The sequence below is a fragment of the Arthrobacter vasquezii genome (assembly GCF_029455255.1).
GTDB lineage: Bacteria > Actinomycetota > Actinomycetes > Actinomycetales > Micrococcaceae > Arthrobacter_D > Arthrobacter_D parietis.
The window spans coordinates 147,522-163,569 of the sequence record NZ_JAROKN010000003.1 but is presented as its reverse complement, the minus strand read 5'-3'; the positions used below and the strand labels follow the sequence as shown (position 1 = coordinate 163,569).

Sequence of the window (16,048 nt, the reverse complement as noted above, 5' to 3'; positions counted from 1 at the left end):
GCCCCGGTGATACGCGCTCGGTCAAGGACAAGATGCGATCAATCAGTTGCTACACCCTTTCGGTGTGAAACGGCAGCCGTTAAGAACGTCTGCGTGCACGCACCCCGGACCCATGTCAGCCCTTCGGGAGTTTCATCTGTTTCTACAGCCAACTCACGGTGTTAGACCGACACATTTAGAACTGATCGCTTGGGTTCCCGCCCACCGGCGCTTCAGTTTTCGTGAACCCACGGGGGACGCGCCCATATCGCAGCCCTGCGATCTTGTTCCCCTTGAACCGCGTGGAGCAAACTTCTAGCGCGCTATCAGGGAATACGAAGCGGGCTTGCACACTGCTGTCAGCCATCTCTCGGGTCCTAGCCATGCCCTTTCTCTAGCGTTGAAGGCGTAACGCTTCAATGACAGGGAATGAAAACATGGCAGGTTTGAGCAGGATTCGCATTGGTATGGCCGTACTAGATCGGACCGGCGCTCTCATCGGTGTCGTGAAAGCTCTAGAGCTTGCTCAGGGCGTGAAACCATCACCGGACCTGGTACTTGATGGAGCACAGGCCCGAAGAATGCTGGCCGCAGGAGTGCGCTGCAATGCCGGCACACATACGCCCTCTTTCAAAGGGCGGCTGGTAATCGAAACCCCCGACGGCGATGACATTGTCGAATCGTTGGACTCGATCCACCGAGTCGCGGACACTGCTGTCCACCTTGCAGTGGTGCGTCGTGTCGAGAAATCCGGCGAGGGTTCACTCGAAGGTGTGTGAGACGACGCAGCTATCCAACCAACATTTCCGTCAGTCCGCGTGACCCGCGCGGGCGCCCTCCAGCCGGATCCTGACGGCTGCCAGTATCCGCTGCAGGGCCATGGCAACAGTGGCACCGGCGCTCATCGATGCCGGACCCCCGGAACGATGCTCATCAAGTCCAGCGTGGAGCCGTTCAATACTGCGTTCTGCATGCTTGATGGGTTCCTGTGGGTCCGCCTGCCCGTCCCAAGCGTCCAGCACGTCGGCTACCGCGAGAATCGCTTGGCTGAGTGGTTCACATAGGGTTGCCGGCAGTTCCACCGGGAAAGGCTTTCCCCACACCGCCCCCGCGAGTACCTCGGTTAGGTCGCGGATATGGAAGGTGACGTTCTCAAGGGCAGCCAAGTCCTCATAATCTGCTTCCAGGTTCCGCTTATGAATTTTTGCCCGCGGGTTGCCCTTCCTGCTGTCATCAGCGAGGTGGATGGTCCCCCGCACTTCCGCTGCCGCTGCAGCCAATGCATCATTTTGGCCGGCCCAGTCCTCGCGGGTGGGAGGCCAGCTCTCCGTCAGCGCGGTACCGACGTCGTTGAGGTGACGCGACAGGCTCCGACGGAAGCGTGATGCCTTCTGTACAGCAGAATCGAATGTCAGGGGCGGAAGAACCAGGAGGTTGACCAGGAGCCCTACGGCTATGCCCACGATCATCTGCACAAGGTAGCCGATCGCGTACCCGCTTGCGTCCTGGCCGCCCACAATCAGGACGAATAGTGCCGCGATGGGCAAGTATTCCTGGCCCGGGGCTCCAAGCCAGCGCATGCTGCCAATCAACACACCGACGGCGACCACGAGCGAGATAGTCAGGAAGTTTGGCGCACCGACAACCAGCACGATCGCGGCGAGGAGAATACCGAGGGCGAGCCCTGCGAGGATCTGCAGACCGTATTTCGCCGACCCTTTGAGCGTTGAATGCATGCTGAGCAACGCGCCGAGCGGGGCGTAGTAGGGGTATTCATCCACGACTCCGGGCATCAGCGGCGCAACCACCCAGGCTATACCCACGGCGAGGGCAGCCTTGCAGGCAAGTAGCAGCCTCGAGCGTGTGACGGAGGGCTTCAGCCAGCCCAGCCTGTTCAATAGCGTGCGTTGCGTGTCCTGTGGCAAAAAATCCTATCTTGGAGGAGGTCGATTAACAAGCATACTTACTATCGTATGCCGGGGTGAAATGAAGTGGTTCCTTGATATAGCTTCCCGCAGAGCCCCGGCATGCCTGTAACGTTCAAAGCAAGGAACCCATTCGGTTCCGCGACAGGAGCGATCATGGCAGATAAGTCCCCCCGCCAGGCACCATCCGAGACCGATCGCCTCACCCTCGGCGTCCTTTCCAGCACCCGAAAACCTGATGAGCGGCGCCTGCCGATACACCCCCTGCATCTGACACGCATTGCCCCCGAATTGCTGCAGCACCTGATCCTGGAAGAAGGGTACGGTGAGCGTTTCGGTGTTTCAGACTCCCAGCTGGCACCACTCGTAGGCGGCATCGTCCCACGCGAGCGTGTACTGGCGGAGGCCGACGTCGTTCTCCTGCCCAAACCGCAACCCGAGGATCTCGCCGAACTCCGCGACGGGCAGATCCTGTGGGGATGGCCGCACTGCGTTCAGGATCGGGCCATCACCCAACTGGCAATCGACAAAAAGCTCACGCTGATCGCCTTCGAGGCGATGAACCACTGGGCCAGCGACGGCGGCTTCGGCCTGCACGTGTTCCACAAGAACAACGAACTGGCCGGCTACTGCTCAGTGCTGCACTCCCTCGCCCTGACCGGCGCTACCGGCGACTACGGACGGCGGCTGAGCGCCGTCGTCATCGGCTTCGGGGCAACGGCACGCGGGGCCGTCACCGCCCTCAATGCCCACGGCATCCATGACGTCCAGGTTCTGACCAACCGGGGAGTGGCCGCCGTCGGATCACCCATCCATTCGGTACGGATCGCCCAGTTTGACCACAATCATGAGGCACCGTTCCTCAGCGAGGTCATCACCGAACGCGGACGGGTACCGCTGGCGCCATTCCTGGCCGAAAGGGACATCGTGGTCAACTGCACTCTGCAGGACCCAAATGCACCGTTGACCTACCTGAGCACCAAGGACCTGGACGCTTTCAGGCCCGGCAGCCTGATTGTTGATGTTTCCTGCGATGAGGGTATGGGCTTCAGTTGGGCCAAGCCGACCACCTTTGCCCAGCCTATGTTCACGGTGGGCGACCACATCGACTACTACGCGGTCGATCACAGCCCCTCCTACCTCTGGAATTCCGCCAGTTGGGAGATCAGCGAGGCTCTGCTGCCCTTCCTGGAAACCGTCATCACAGGCCCGGCGGCCTGGGCTCGGAGCGAGACCATCAGCCGCGCGATCGAAATCCGCGAGGGGGTCATCCTGAACCCGGACGTACTGCAATTCCAGCAACGAGAACCCGAGTACCCACACCTCCCAGTGCCTGCTTGAAGGAGGAACACCGCAGCCCTTCGCGCGGTATCGACGGCCGGCTATCGGGTGGGTCTGACGATCGCGCCCATCATGCCCGTACCCGGTTGGCAGGAGCAGTATGGCGCCCTGCTGAATGACGTCTCCGAGGCAGTCGACGGCGTCAGCGACCTCGACCTGACGGCCGAAATAATCACCCTCCGTTTTTGATCCTGGGATACCAGCGCAGCAGCACTTCCTTGCTCGCGGGAGTAACTTCTTTACTGGACCTGAACCGAAGGCCCATCAGCCTTCCGAGGCCGGCGGGTGGCCCGCCATCACTCTGGCGGTCCTGGCCGGGATGGTCAAGGATGGATTCATGGACATCACTGACAACGGACCGAACCCCAACGCGTTCAACATCGAGGACGCCACAACCGAAAACGCCGCCTACCGTCGCGTCGCCTGGACAGGCAAGCACCTGCAGGTGACGCTCATGTCGATTGAGCCGGGCGGTGCAATAGGCCTCGAAGTGCATCACGGCACTGACCAGTTCCTGCGTATTGACGCAGGAACTGGTCGCGTGAAGATGGGGCCGTCGAAGGACGACCTCTCCTACCAGCAGGATGTCGAGGACGGCTGGAGCATTCAGGTGCCAGCCGGAACCTGGCATGACGTCGAAAACACCGGCGACGAAGCACTCCGCCTCTACACCATTTACGCGCCTACCCACCACGCCCAGGGCATCGTGCAGCAAACCCCGGAAGACGCCGAGAAGGACGAGGACCAGGGCAAGGACGAGCCGCCGAGCTGGGTTGAGGAAGTCGACACCAAGGGTGAAGAGAGCGCCTGAGTCAGCGCACCCTCAAGAAGAACGACGACGGCGCCGCACCCCCGATGGGGTACGGCGCCGTTTCGGTGTGATCAGAACTCAGACCAGCGCGCTCTGCCGCTCCTCCACAAGCTTCAGCACATCCGGGAACAACGGATGGTCCGATGAGAGCCCGGTGATCTGTTGAGTAGCTTCGGCTGCCCCTGAGGACCGGAGGAGCTTCTGTAGCTCAACCGCCTCGGCATCCGCCGGGTCATCAAAACGCAGCGCTGACGCAATCGCCTTCAGCAACGCCGAGGGCGTAGTACCGCGCTCGGCGAGCTCGGCAGCGGGACCGATGAACCGCTCATTCCGGCTGAGCTTGCGCAGGGGCGCCCGCCCCACCCGGTTCACGGTGTCCGGAAGGTGCGGGTTGGTGAAGCGCCCAAGGATCTTCTGGACGTACGCCTCCTGCTCCCCCTCATCGAAGCCGTGCTTGTCCACGAGGAGCTGCTTGGTTTCCCCGAGGACCGCTCGAACGTCGGCGGCTACTGACGGATCAGCCATGGCCTCGGAGATCTTCTCCAAACCCGCCTGGTACCCGAAGTAGGCCGCCGACGCGTGTCCCGTGTTCACGGTGAACAGCTTCCGCTCGATATACGGGCCGAGCCGGTCCACGAACATCGCCCCCGGAATCACCGGCGGATTGTTCCCGAACGGGGTACGGTCGATCACCCACTCGTAGAAGGTCTCCACCGTCACGTCCAGGCCCTGGCCGGGCTCCTGATTTGGAACGATGCGGTCCACTGCAGTGTTGGCGAAGACCGCACGGTCTGCCAGGTCCCCGCCTGCCTCATCCCAGGATGCAGCGACGAACTCCCGAAGGATGTCGGTCGCGTTGATCGCGTTTTCACAGGCCATGACCTGCAGCGGGGCGGAGCCGCCCGCCCGTGCGGCTATCCCCTTCGCGATCACCGGCGCCACGAACTTAAGGATGTGCGGGCCCACAGCTGTGGTCACGATGTCCGCCGACGCGATCTCTTCGAGCAGCCGACTCTCCTCCGTAGTGGAGTTCACCGCCCGGAAGTTGTCGACTGCATGCACGGCCGGATGCTCACCCACCTCGTGGACGCAGTAATTCTCCGCGCCCGCCAGCTCGCTGATGAGAGCGTCCGCTACATCCGCGAACACCACCTCATAGCCGGCCTGATGGAGGAGCAGCCCAACAAAGCCGCGCCCAATGTTCCCTGCTCCAAAGTGGACTGCCTTCACTATGCGTTGACCTTTCGGAAGATTTCGAGGATCTCCTCAGCCGAGGTCGCTGCCTCCAGCTGGGCCACCTGCCCCTTGTCCGTGAAGACTTTCGCGATGGAGGACAGAATGTGCAGGTGCTCGTTGTTCACACCGGCCACGCCGACCACGAACTTGACCTCCTTGCCGTTCCAGTCGATTCCCTCCGGGTAGCGGACAAAGGACACCGCGGACTTGCGGATGTGGCCCTTCGCCGCGTTGGTGCCGTGCGGAATCGCCAGGAAGCTGCCCATGTAGGTGGAGACGGATTCCTCGCGTTCATGCATGGCGCGGAGGTAGCCCTCATCCACTGCGTCGCGAGCCAGCAGCAGCTGCCCTGCCTCGTCGATGGCTGCATCCCTGTTGGTCGAGGAACCGCTGAGCACAACACTTTCGGCAACCAGGATGTCCGACGCCGATTCCTCACCATCCGCAGACGCTGCGGCAGCGTGTGCGCCGGCTCCTCGAGCATCAGGAGACGTCCCGCCGGCTGCCTCTTCCGCGGCATTTCCCGCCGCGTGCGCTCCGGCAGCGTGTGCGCCGCCGAAGGACCCGGCATCAGCATCCGAGCCGGCGCCGGTACCCGCTGCTGCACCTGCATCCGCCCTGTCACTGCGGCTTTCCTTGACCAGGTCCACGATTTCCTCATACCGGGGGCTGTTCATAAAGTTGTCCACAGAGACGTGCACTGCGCTGGAGGTAGCGGGCTTGGCCCGTTCCGTCAGGTCCTGGTGGGTTACCACGACGTCGTAATCATCCCGTAGATTCGCGATCGAAGCATTGGTGACCTTGACGTCCGGGTAGCCGGCCGCCTTGATCTTGTTCCGCAGTACCGATGCGCCCATCGCGCTTGAACCCATGCCGGCGTCGCAGGCAAAAACAATGTTCTGGATCGGTCCGGCCATCACAGCAACGTTCTCGCCACCGGTCAGGTTGGAGGCAACAGAGCTCTTCTTGCCCTTCATCGATTCCATCCGCGAGGTGGCGGCCGCAAGACCGCCTTCATCGCCGTCGTCGTCTTTCTGCTTCGAGGTCTTCAGGATCACCGAGGCAACCAGGAAGGACACGGCGGCCGCAAGGATCACCGACAGAATCACACCGAAGTAGCTGTCACGGGCCGTCTGGGCGAGTACAGCAATGATCGAACCGGGAGCGGCAGGGGCGACCAGGCCGGAGTTGGTGACGGCGAGCGTCGCGATTCCGGTCATGCCGCCGGCAATGGCGGCCAGGATCAGCAGCGGGCGCATCAGGACGTATGGGAAGTAAATCTCGTGGATGCCGCCGAGGAAGTGGATGATTGCAGCTCCGGGAGCGGACGCCTTGGCAATGCCGCGGCCGAAGAACATGTACGCCAGCAGGATGCCGAGGCCCGGGCCGGGGTTTGCTTCGAGGAGGAACAGGATGGACTTGCCGTCCTCCAGTGACTGTTGGACACCCAGCGGGGTGAGGACGCCGTGGTTGATGGCGTTGTTCAGGAACAGGACCTTGGCGGGCTCGATGAAGATGCTGGTGAGCGGCAGGAGCCCGTTGTTCACCAGGAACTGGACCACGTTGCCCGCAGCCGTGCTGAATGCCTCGACCAGCGGGGAGATACCGTAGAAGCCGATCAGCGCGAGTGCTGCTCCCCAGATGCCGGCGGAGAAGTTGTTGACCAGCATCTCGAAACCGGGCTTGATCTTGCCGTCCCAGATTTTGTCGATCTTCTTCATGGTCCAGCCGCCGAGCGGGCCCATGATCATGGCGCCGATGAACATGGGAATACCAGCGCCGACAATCACGCCCATGGTGCCGATTGCACCGACGACGCCACCGCGGACGTCATAGACCATCCGGCCGCCGGTGTAGGCGATGAGGAGCGGCAACAGGTAGGTGATCATGGGGCCCACAAGGCCGGTATTCGGGTTGCCCTCCGCATCCGTTCCGAAGCCGCCCAGCTCCGCAACCGGAAGCCAGCCCGCTTCAATGAAGAGCGCGGTAATGAGTCCCCACGCAATGAATGCACCGATATTGGGCATGATCATGCCGGACAGGAACGTCCCGAACTTCTGGACGCCGACGCGCATGCTGCCCTTGGGCTTCGCAGCTGTCTCTGTTGCCATGTGATTTCCTAACCGTGAGTCCCGCGCCAGCGCAGGATGGTCCGATAGATGTGGAGCACTATGTGGTGGAACTGGTTGAGATCCGGTGGAGCCACTCAAGGAAGAGCTTGAGTTCGGAACTGGACAGCTGATCGGAGTGCGATGACTGCAGTGCTGCATTCAACGCGATCGCAGCCACCACAACCGACGATTTTCCAGACGTTTCGTTCCCGTTCTGCTCCGCCTGATCCGAAGCCACCGCATAGATCATGGCGTCCCGGGTCATGGTGGACAGATCGAGGTTCCGGTCAACGACAGCTTCTGCGATCAGCATGAGCGTTACTCCCACGTTGGCTGCCAGGATGCTCCTGGCCGCCTCCCGCGGCTGAACGCTCAACTGGCCGGCAGCAGCGGCCTTGTTCAGCATCTCCTCCATGAGCGCCTCGGCATCTGCAACGATGGCCGGGCGGCTTTCGGGGCGGATATTGCCGAACATCACCAGATAGAGCTCCGGCTGGTTGAGCCCGAATTGCACGTGGTTGTCCCACATCCGCCGGATGTCCACCAGCGGCTGTCCGGACGGGGCAAAATCTCTCTCGCCCGCCACATACTCTTCGAAACCAGCTGAAACCACCGCATCAAACAGGCCTTCCTTATCACCGAAATGGTGGTACAGGGTAGGCGCGCTCACCCCCGCCAGCTGGGTGATCTGGCGGGTGGAAACGGGAGCTCCAGCAGAGTTGGCCAACAGTTCTGCGGCTGCACGCAGCAGTCTCATCTTCGCCGGCGGCTGGCCTTCGAAACTCATGGCCGCTAGCCTAGCACCTATAGCAACGCTATATGAACTGCGTCACAACGAAAATGAGGACCTCCAGTGCAGAACTTTCAAGGAGTAGGCGTCAGCCCCGGTCGAGTGATCGGACCGGTCCGCCAGATGCCCAAACCCGTCAGTGAACCTCCGGCCGGGGAACAGCTTCCCGACGGCGTGAGCGTCGAGGAGGCAACGGCGGAGCTGAAACAGGCAGCAACGGCGGTCCACGACGAACTCAAGTCGCGTGCCGAGCGTGCCTCAGGTGACGGCAAGGCGGTCCTTGAGGCAACGGCGCTGATGGCCAGGGACACGATGTTGCTCAAAGGCGCCGGGAAGCTGATCGCGAAAGGTCTGTCCAACCAGCGGGCCGTCTGGGAATCCGCGGCCTCAGTGTCCGAGATGCTGCACAACCTCGGCGGGTACATGGCTGAACGCGCAACGGACGTCCTTGATGTCCGCTCCCGCATTGTCGCGGAGCTCCGCGGCCAGGCGGCTCCGGGCATTCCTGCCTCTGCCACACCGTTTGTCCTCGTCGCCGAGGACCTTGCGCCGGCCGACACCGCCACGCTGGACCCCGCCGTTGTCCTCGCCCTCGTCACATCGGGCGGCGGCCCGCAGTCGCACACCGCCATCATTGCCCGCTCCCTCGGGCTGCCTGCCGTAGTGGCAGCACCCGGCGTCGACGACCTGCCCGACGGCGCGGAAGTGTACGTCGACGGCGCGGCCGGCACGCTTGTCGAGGAACCAGGGGATGCCGAACGGAGCGCGGCTGCCGCGTGGGAGGAAACAGCTTCACTGCTGGCTGACTTTGACGGCCAGGGCACGACGGCGGACGGTCATCTGGTGCCCCTCCTCGCCAATGTGGGCGGAGCGAAAGACGCTGTGGCTGCAGCCGAGCTTGGGGCCGAAGGAGTTGGCCTGTTCCGGACCGAGTTCTGTTTCCTTGAGCGGGACAGCGAGCCGACCGTCGATGAGCAGGCAGCTGCCTATCAGGGCGTCTTCGACGCTTTTCCCGGCAAGAAGGTTGTACTCCGTACCCTCGATGCCGGAGCGGACAAGCCGCTCCCCTTCCTCACGGACGCGACGGAGCCTAACCCGGCATTGGGGGTCCGCGGTTACCGCACGGACCTCACCTCCCCCGGCGTGCTGCAGCGGCAGCTCGAGGCAATTGCCCGCGCCGCTGAACAGTCGGAAGCAGACGTGTGGGTGATGGCACCCATGATCTCGACGGCGGACGAGGCTGCGAAGTTCGCCTCCATGTGTGCCGGCGCCGGCCTGAAGACGCCCGGCGTGATGGTGGAAGTGCCGTCCGCTGCCCTGACCGCGGACGCCATCCTCCGCGAGGTGTCGTTCGCGAGCCTCGGCACCAACGACCTCACGCAGTACGCCATGGCGGCGGACCGCCAGCTTGGCCCCCTTGCAGCGCTCAACACACCCTGGCAGCCGGCCGTGCTGCGACTGGTCCGCCTTTCAGCCGAAGGCGCGGCAACCGAGGGCGCAGCCGCAGAACGTAACGCCAAACCGGTGGGAGTCTGCGGTGAGGCGGCAGCGGACCCTGCGCTCGCCGTCGTACTGGTGGGTCTGGGCGTCACCACGCTGTCCATGACCGCGCGGTCCCTGGCCGCGGTGGCAGCTGTGCTCAAGACCGTGACGTTGGCGCAGGCGCAGGAACTGGCAGAGCTTGCACTCTCCGCGCGCACCGCTGAAGATGCCCGGAGCGCCGTGCGGGGCAAGCTACCCGTATTGGAAGACCTCGGCCTCTGACCTGCCCGGCGCCCCGGTGACGGCCTTGACGCGGACCGTCGCCGGGGCATAGGACTCAGGTATCAGCTATTCGGATACGCGAGGAGAGACCATGAGCGAAAGCACGTCGGACAAGCCGCAGGAAATCGACGAGGACCTGCCGGGCAAGCCGCCGGTCGATCCGGATGTCCAGTCCGATCCCGCCGCCGACGCCAGCGATCAGGGCGACTGGACAGGCGAGGGTGGGGCAACGCCGTCGGGCGCGGCAACTGACGCGGCAGATGACGACCGCCCCACCAACGAGGAGGACGAGCAGCGCGGGTAGTGAGACTGCTCAACGAAGGTCGGTGACATCACGGTGCCTCGGTGACCGCGATCATCCCCTGCGCACCCCGCTCGGCATCAGCGAGGGAATGATTGAGGAACATGTAGTTTCCAGGTTGGTCGAACTGAAGTTCCACGTAACCGCCCTGAGCCGGCGCAAGGTCGAGTGATTGGGCACCGCCCTGCTCCGGATTGTCCTTTCTCAAAAGGTAGGCGCCTTCCTTGAAGACGGTGTCGAACTGATCGCCGACGATGTGGAAGCTGGTACCGCGCGAAGGCCCGGCCGCCAACACCCACACGCGGACGCGTTCACCGGTCTCCGCCTGAAGCGGCTGGAACATGTACTGGTTGGCGTGTCCGTTCCATATGACGGCGTCCGGTTGCCCCGCAGCGATCGCCCTTACATCCACCGCACCGGAGCCGTCCTCAAGGTAGGCCTCCGACTGCACCAGGAGGTACTCGCGGTCGGCGGGTGGCAGGTTCGGCGGATCAATAATCACCGCACCGAACATCCCGGAGGCAATGTGGGCCGAGACAGGCGCGGTGGCGCAGTGGTACAGCCAGATGCCGGACCGCTCGGCGCGGAACCGGTAGACCAGGGATTCCCCGGGCGGGATGGAGCGCATGACTTCGTCAGGAGAGACCGCGCCCGCATGGAAGTCGATTGAATGCCCGATGCTCCCGTTGTTGACCAGCGTGATCTCAAAGGTGTCGCCGACCCTACCGCGCAGGGTTGGGCCGTTAACCTGCCCGTTGTAGGTCCACGCTTCCTGGAGAACCCCCGGAGCGATGGCGCGCTGCTCCTGCTTGATCTCGAAAGTGAAGCGGTGCACCGTGCCTGCCGGCGCCGGTTGGAGGGCCGCTTCACGCGCCACAAAGCCGGGGCCGGGGTCCTCGCTGAGGTTGAGCGGCCCGCCGGTACCGCCGCTCCCGCCATGGCCGCCATGGTTGCTATCGCTCCCGTAGTTGGCCCCGGCTGCCGCAGCCGGATCATCACTGGGACCGCCAATCACGTTGACCTCGAACACCATCCCCATGCTCCGGTGCCCGACGACGGTGCACCAGCCGTCCGTGCCTGCCGTGATGAGGCCGGCGTCCAGGATGGCTGTTTCTCCCGGGCGGAGGCGCTCCGACCGTTCGCCCGTTTCGAGCGCGAGGTCATGCACGGTGGTGGGATCATCATTGCTCAGTTCGATGACCAGCGTGTTCCCGGCAGGCACGTCCACGGACGCCGGGTGGAACTGCATGTCCCGCGCAGAAACCTTGACGCGGGTTTCTTCACCGGTTGCCTCTACCTCGGCGGTCCCGGCCCGCTGAGCCAGGTTCAGTCCAACCGCCGCCGGGTCCAGCATGATGCCCGCTCCTGCTCCCGCCAGGACGATCACGACGCCGGCCGCGGCCAAGGCCAGATGGCGTTGCGGAGCCGGAGGAGGCTCGATGGTCACCCGCACCGGGCGCCGAAGTCCGTTGGACCCATCCTGGTCGCGGACCGTCGCTTTCCGCGCAGCCACCGAGACCCTCACCGCGCGGACCATGAGCGGCAGGAAGGACACATAAGCGGCGAGAACCAGCGCTGAGGTAATCACCCTGACCCAACTGGCCTCACTGAACACGAAGATGAGCAGGCCGAAGTTGATGACTGCGATCCGCAGCATCGCGAAGCGGTTGGTTTCCTGCAGCGCGTTGCGGACAGCCACCGGACCGCCGCCCATAACGGTGGGCATCAGGAAGCTCATGGCGCCCAGGAGTACCTGGGCGGCGAAACCGGCAACCACCGGAACGGTGAGCAGGTGCAACCGCTCCGGGTCCGCCGGCCCGGTGACGATCAGGAGGAAGAGTCCCAGCAGTGAACCGGTGAGCCAGAACAGTCCCGCAGCCACAGAGAATGTGGAATAGTCGTTGGGCCGCTTCTGCAGGGCGCACTTGACGAAGTAGAACCCGGTGATCACTATGCCGTCGAGGTAGACGAGCACCCCCAGCGCAGCGGGAACGGCCCACCCAGCCAGCGCCCCAACGGTCGTCAACAGCGTCCCGGCGAGCATGGCCGCGAGACCCCAGCGCCCCGCGCGCGCAAGCCCGTCCACCATGCGGGTCCTCAGCATGGTCGGCCAGAGCGTCACCAGCGTTCCGATGACCGTGAGACCGACAAAGCCCAGCACATTCAGCGCCTGGTGAGCCAGCAGGAACCGCGCATGCACGCGCTCATCGAGCCCGTACGCCAGAACTGCACCGAAGGCAGCACCGACCGGCAGCAACAGCGCGGCTGCGATGTAGTACTTAATCGTTGACCCGAAGCGGGACGGCAGAGCCGTCCGCAGCTGTTGCATCAGGGACACTGCATGCCAGGTCACCATGGCTCCGATAACGACGGCGCCCACCAGCGTCAGCGCCCAGATGCCGGTCAGTACACCCGCAACAGTGGCTGCGATGCCGAGATTCAGCAAACGGATGCGGAGCACCTGGATGTTCCGCTGCTCCTCGCCGAGCCGGTTCTTCAGCAAAGCCTCTGCGAAGTGCTGGCTCCAGATGAGGATGGAGTTCGTGACCATTCCCAGCACGAACATGTGGACCAGCAACCAGCGGGACTCCGGCACCCACCGGTGAACCAGCGCCAGCACTAGCAGCAGCACAAACCAGACCAGCACCGGCCTGCTGGCCTTCCGATGCCAGGACGCCCGTGCGGCCGGCAGCCGGCCCGTCGTCGTCGTTCTCATAGTGCTTACCGCCGCTTCATGGTGCTAGCCGCCCACCGGATCAGTTGGCTGAATTCATCCAGAGGTCAGGACCGAAGACCTCGTAGTGGATGCGGTCGGCCGGGACCCCGGCGGCGAGCGCCTCCGCGCGGATGTTCTTCATGAAGGGAAGCGGACCGCACAGGTACACAGACGCGCCATCGGGAATGTCCAGCCCCTTCAGGGACATGAACCCGGGGTGTGCAGTGCCGGTCGGGTTCTCCAGCCATAGTGTCAGCCGGGCGCCGGTGAGTGCATCGACGTCGGCATTCATCTGGTCCTTCAACGCCCACTGGTCGAGGCTGCGCTCGGCATGGAGCACCAGGACCTCACGCTCAGAGCCGCGCTCCACCAGTGAGCGCAGGATGGACGCTGACGGAGTGCAGCCGATGCCTGCGGTGGCGAGCACCAGCGGCGCGTTCCCGTCAGCAAGAGTGACGTCACCATATGGGTTGGATACCTCGATCACGTCCCCGACAGCGACGTCGTTGTACAGGACCGGCGAAACCTCTCCGTTGTCATCGCGCTTCGTGGTGAAGACCCGCCGGCGGGAGCTGGTCTCCGCCGACAGCGAGTACTGGCGCACCTGACGGAGGCCGTCGGCCAACTGCACGCGGACGCTGACAAACTGACCGGGCTTGGCGAGGGTTACCGGCGTGTCATCCGCCGGCTCAAGCGTGAAGGTCATGGCCGCGGTTCCCGCCGGCTGCTTGGCGACGACGGTCCAGGAACTCCAGGGCTGAGTGTTGGCCTGTTCGGCGTAGAGCCCCTTTTCGATCTTGATAAGGGCGTGGGCCATGAGCCAGTACACCTCGCTCCAGGCAGCAGCGATCTCGCTGGTGATGACGTCGCTGAGCTCATGGGCGATTGCCTCAAACAGGTATTTGTAGACGACGTCGTACTGTTCGGGTGCGATTCCCAGGGAGGCATGTTTGTGTGCGATGCGCGAAAGCATCACCTCGGGGTAGGTGTCCGGGTTGCGGACCAGGTGCGCAGCGAATCCGGCAACGCTTCCGGCGAGCGCCTGTTGCTGGGAGCCGTTCTTCTGATTGGCCCGGCTGAACAGACCGTCCAGCAGTTCGGGATGCGCTGCGAAGAGGCGCCCATAGAAGTTCTTTGCGATGCCCGGCATGCGCTCTCCAACGAGCGGGAGGGTGGCTTCAATAATGGGAAAGGACTGGTCCGAGAGCATCGTTTTCTCCTGCGTAGAAGGGCTTACACAAGAAAAGTAGCATTTCTGATACCAGTTTTTGCAGGGATTTCTACACCACGTAGAAAGTTCCTTGAATTTGAGCTGTCAGGCCGACTTACGTGTGTGCAAAGTCACGAAGACCGGGCCCATCTGCTCCGTTCTAGGCAGTTCTGAAATGACGAGGTCATCCAGTTCCGAGTAGAAGGCCTCGCGTGCCCGGCGCAGTGCAGCGCGCAGCGAACAGCGATGGTTCAGCGGGCATCCGCCTGCGGCACTTTCACAGTCGACGACATCGGCACGGTCATCCAGCTGCCTGAGGAGCCAACCCACCGTAGCGTGCCGCCCGGCTTGGCTGAGGGTCACGCCCCCGCTGCGTCCCCGCGTAATGTCAACGAGTCCAAGCGTACGCAGACGCGCGATGGCCTTGCTGACGTGGTTGTAAGGAGTGCCGATGCCGTCCGCGATGTCCCGGGATGTGAGCAGGTCCCCTTCCGGGGCCGCCGACAGCAGCATTACTGCGCGCAGGCATACGTCTGCAAACGCGTTGATCCTCATGCTTTAAGTCTAGGTCAGCTAACAAAATCAATGCACCGCCACCCCATGCTCCGCGGGTCAGGACGGCGGCTGAGAGTTTTCGGGCTTGCCCTTCACCGCGAAGAGAGTGAAAAGGAGCGCAACCAGTGCTGTGACCGTGAGCAACATCAGCCCGATGAAGTAACTGTTGTCCTCGGCGTCGTAGGTGGCGCCCATAATCAATGGCGGAAAGTAGCCGCCCAAACCGCCCGCAGCGCTGACAATCCCTGCAACCGCACCTACCTTCTCCGGCGGAGACAGTACCCCCACCCATGCGAAGACGCCGCCCGCACCGAGACCGAGCGCCGCAGCCATTGCAAGGAAGGTCAGCCCCGCCGGCACCTCGCCGGCCGGCTTGAGGTTCACCACCCAGGCGAGGATGGCAACAGCGGCAAGGGAGGTGAGAACCACTGGTTTCGCCCCGATCCGGTCCGCCAGAATACCGCCCACCGGGCGAGCCAGCACCGCCGCGAGAGCAAAGCCCGCTGTGCGTGTTCCGGCCGCCGTGAGGTCGAACTCATAGATGTCCCGCAGGTAGGTGGGCAAGTAGGTCGAAAATGACACGAACCCGCCAAAGACCACGGCGTAGAGGAAACACATCCGCCAGGTCACTCCCAGCCGGGCGGCGCCCAGGAGTTTCGCGGCGACTCCGGTTGACGGGACCGACGGTCTCGCAGGTGCCTCCTGCATGAAAAGCCACACCACGATGGCCGTGGCCACCAGCAGCCCGGCAATGAGAAGGTGCGTGGCAAGATAGCCGATCAGGTCCACGAGCCGCGGTGTGAAGAAGGCAGACAGTGCGGTTCCGCCCATGCCGGCACCGAAGACGCCGGTGGCGAATCCCCGCCTTTCGGGCTCGTACCAGGCGGAGACAAAAGGTATCCCGACGGCGAAGACGGTTCCGGCGATCCCCAGCAGGAACCCTGCCGCAATGAGGAGGAGATAGGAATTGATGGTTCCCCCCAGGGCCACCAGCAGGATCGGCGGGACGGCTGCGAGCAGTACGGCAGTGAACATGACCCTTCCGCCGTGACGGTCCGTGAGGACACCGACCACAATCCGCCCGACCGACCCCACCAGCACGGGCATCGCTACCAGTGCTGCCGTTGCGGAGGGGGCAAGGCCCAGCTGCGCAGTGTACGTGCCGCTGAGTGGTGCAATGACCGTCCACGCGAGGAAACCAACCACTGAGGCGAGCGTTGCCAGCGCCAGGTTGCGGGTCTTCCCCGGTGTATGGGTAGCCGGCGGAGTTGCGCTGGCTGGGGTCTGTGGGCCCATCTCTTCCCCTCTG

The 16,048-nt window shown here is 63.6% G+C and carries 13 protein-coding genes and 1 pseudogene; 6 read left to right on the top strand and 8 right to left on the bottom strand.

Going from position 1 to position 16,048, the window contains the following annotated elements; genetic code table 11:
• The first annotated feature begins 446 nt into the window (after positions 1-446).
• The gene (locus P4U43_RS02805; RefSeq protein ID WP_277357348.1) at positions 447-758 is read left to right on the top strand and encodes a hypothetical protein; all 312 of its coding nucleotides are present in this window, start codon (positions 447-449) and stop codon (positions 756-758) included.
• A gap of 30 nt (positions 759-788) precedes the next feature.
• Here the strand turns inward: P4U43_RS02805 and P4U43_RS02800 are convergent, their stop codons facing one another.
• Positions 789-1,904: an FUSC family protein gene (locus P4U43_RS02800; RefSeq protein WP_277357347.1), complete on the bottom strand. Its 1,116-nt coding sequence runs from the start codon at positions 1,902-1,904 to the stop codon at positions 789-791.
• Between the two features lie 156 nt (positions 1,905-2,060).
• Here P4U43_RS02800 and P4U43_RS02795 point away from each other — a divergent pair, with 156 nt between their 5' ends.
• The 3 genes and pseudogenes from P4U43_RS02795 to P4U43_RS02785 all read left to right on the top strand — a co-directional run bounded on the left by P4U43_RS02795 (position 2,061) and on the right by P4U43_RS02785 (position 4,056).
• The gene (locus tag P4U43_RS02795) at positions 2,061-3,245 is read left to right on the top strand and encodes a N(5)-(carboxyethyl)ornithine synthase (RefSeq protein ID WP_277357346.1); all 1,185 of its coding nucleotides are present in this window, start codon (positions 2,061-2,063) and stop codon (positions 3,243-3,245) included.
• A 24-nt stretch (positions 3,246-3,269) separates the two neighbouring features.
• Positions 3,270-3,434, top strand: a pseudogene (locus tag P4U43_RS02790) (spore photoproduct lyase family protein); the annotation flags it as partial.
• Between the two features lie 148 nt (positions 3,435-3,582).
• The gene (locus P4U43_RS02785; protein WP_277357344.1) at positions 3,583-4,056 is read left to right on the top strand and encodes a cupin domain-containing protein; all 474 of its coding nucleotides are present in this window, start codon (positions 3,583-3,585) and stop codon (positions 4,054-4,056) included.
• Positions 4,057-4,134: 78 nt separating this feature from the next.
• On the opposite strand, the gene P4U43_RS02780 is transcribed toward P4U43_RS02785, so the two are convergent.
• The 3 genes from P4U43_RS02780 to P4U43_RS02770 are packed head-to-tail and all read right to left on the bottom strand — an operon-like array spanning position 4,135 to position 8,190.
• Positions 4,135-5,286, bottom strand: coding sequence for a mannitol-1-phosphate 5-dehydrogenase (locus tag P4U43_RS02780; RefSeq protein ID WP_277357343.1), 1,152 nt, complete (start codon positions 5,284-5,286; stop codon positions 4,135-4,137).
• Positions 5,286-7,403, bottom strand: coding sequence for a PTS mannitol transporter subunit IICBA (locus P4U43_RS02775; protein WP_277357342.1), 2,118 nt, complete (start codon positions 7,401-7,403; stop codon positions 5,286-5,288). The genes P4U43_RS02780 and P4U43_RS02775 overlap by 1 nt, the downstream gene beginning before the upstream one ends.
• 58 nt (positions 7,404-7,461) lie before the next feature.
• Positions 7,462-8,190, bottom strand: a complete 729-nt coding sequence (locus tag P4U43_RS02770; RefSeq protein ID WP_277357341.1) for a TetR/AcrR family transcriptional regulator — start codon at positions 8,188-8,190, stop codon at positions 7,462-7,464.
• A gap of 66 nt (positions 8,191-8,256) precedes the next feature.
• On the opposite strand from P4U43_RS02770, the gene ptsP reads away from it, so the two are divergent.
• Together ptsP and P4U43_RS02760 are read left to right on the top strand one after the other, a co-directional pair.
• Entirely contained in the window at positions 8,257-9,957 is a 1,701-nt protein-coding gene (gene ptsP / locus P4U43_RS02765) for a phosphoenolpyruvate--protein phosphotransferase (protein WP_277357340.1), read from the top strand.
• Between the two features lie 91 nt (positions 9,958-10,048).
• Positions 10,049-10,261 carry a hypothetical protein gene (locus P4U43_RS02760; protein ID WP_277357339.1) on the top strand — a complete coding sequence of 71 codons (213 nt, stop codon included), beginning with the start codon at positions 10,049-10,051 and terminating at the stop codon, positions 10,259-10,261.
• Positions 10,262-10,289: 28 nt separating this feature from the next.
• Here the strand turns inward: P4U43_RS02760 and P4U43_RS02755 are convergent, their stop codons facing one another.
• From P4U43_RS02755 to P4U43_RS02740, 4 genes are all read right to left on the bottom strand, one after another.
• Complete coding sequence (locus tag P4U43_RS02755; protein WP_277357338.1) at positions 10,290-12,974, bottom strand: multicopper oxidase domain-containing protein; 2,685 nt, start codon at positions 12,972-12,974, stop codon at positions 10,290-10,292.
• Positions 12,975-13,014: 40 nt separating this feature from the next.
• The gene (locus P4U43_RS02750; protein WP_277357337.1) at positions 13,015-14,184 is read right to left on the bottom strand and encodes a globin domain-containing protein; all 1,170 of its coding nucleotides are present in this window, start codon (positions 14,182-14,184) and stop codon (positions 13,015-13,017) included.
• A gap of 105 nt (positions 14,185-14,289) precedes the next feature.
• The gene (locus tag P4U43_RS02745; RefSeq protein WP_056545952.1) at positions 14,290-14,739 is read right to left on the bottom strand and encodes an RrF2 family transcriptional regulator; all 450 of its coding nucleotides are present in this window, start codon (positions 14,737-14,739) and stop codon (positions 14,290-14,292) included.
• 57 nt (positions 14,740-14,796) lie between these two features.
• A complete protein-coding gene (locus tag P4U43_RS02740; protein ID WP_277357336.1) occupies positions 14,797-16,035 on the bottom strand; it encodes an MFS transporter in 1,239 nt (412 codons plus the stop codon).
• Between the last annotated feature and the right edge of the window lie 13 nt (positions 16,036-16,048).

Excerpts from the sequence above, each read along its gene's own strand:
- P4U43_RS02750 (WP_277357337.1), bottom strand. The coding sequence starts at position 14,184 with ATGCTCTCGGACCAGTCCTTTCCCATTATTGAAGCCACCCTCCCGCTC.
- P4U43_RS02760 (WP_277357339.1), top strand. The coding sequence starts at position 10,049 with ATGAGCGAAAGCACGTCGGACAAGCCGCAGGAAATCGACGAGGACCTG.
- P4U43_RS02795 (WP_277357346.1), top strand. The coding sequence starts at position 2,061 with ATGGCAGATAAGTCCCCCCGCCAGGCACCATCCGAGACCGATCGCCTC.
- P4U43_RS02755 (WP_277357338.1), bottom strand. The coding sequence starts at position 12,974 with ATGAGAACGACGACGACGGGCCGGCTGCCGGCCGCACGGGCGTCCTGG.
- P4U43_RS02770 (WP_277357341.1), bottom strand. The coding sequence starts at position 8,190 with ATGAGTTTCGAAGGCCAGCCGCCGGCGAAGATGAGACTGCTGCGTGCA.
- P4U43_RS02740 (WP_277357336.1), bottom strand. The coding sequence starts at position 16,035 with ATGGGCCCACAGACCCCAGCCAGCGCAACTCCGCCGGCTACCCATACA.
- P4U43_RS02805 (WP_277357348.1), top strand. The coding sequence starts at position 447 with ATGGCCGTACTAGATCGGACCGGCGCTCTCATCGGTGTCGTGAAAGCT.
- P4U43_RS02785 (WP_277357344.1), top strand. The coding sequence starts at position 3,583 with ATGGACATCACTGACAACGGACCGAACCCCAACGCGTTCAACATCGAG.
- P4U43_RS02745 (WP_056545952.1), bottom strand. The coding sequence starts at position 14,739 with ATGAGGATCAACGCGTTTGCAGACGTATGCCTGCGCGCAGTAATGCTG.
- P4U43_RS02775 (WP_277357342.1), bottom strand. The coding sequence starts at position 7,403 with ATGGCAACAGAGACAGCTGCGAAGCCCAAGGGCAGCATGCGCGTCGGC.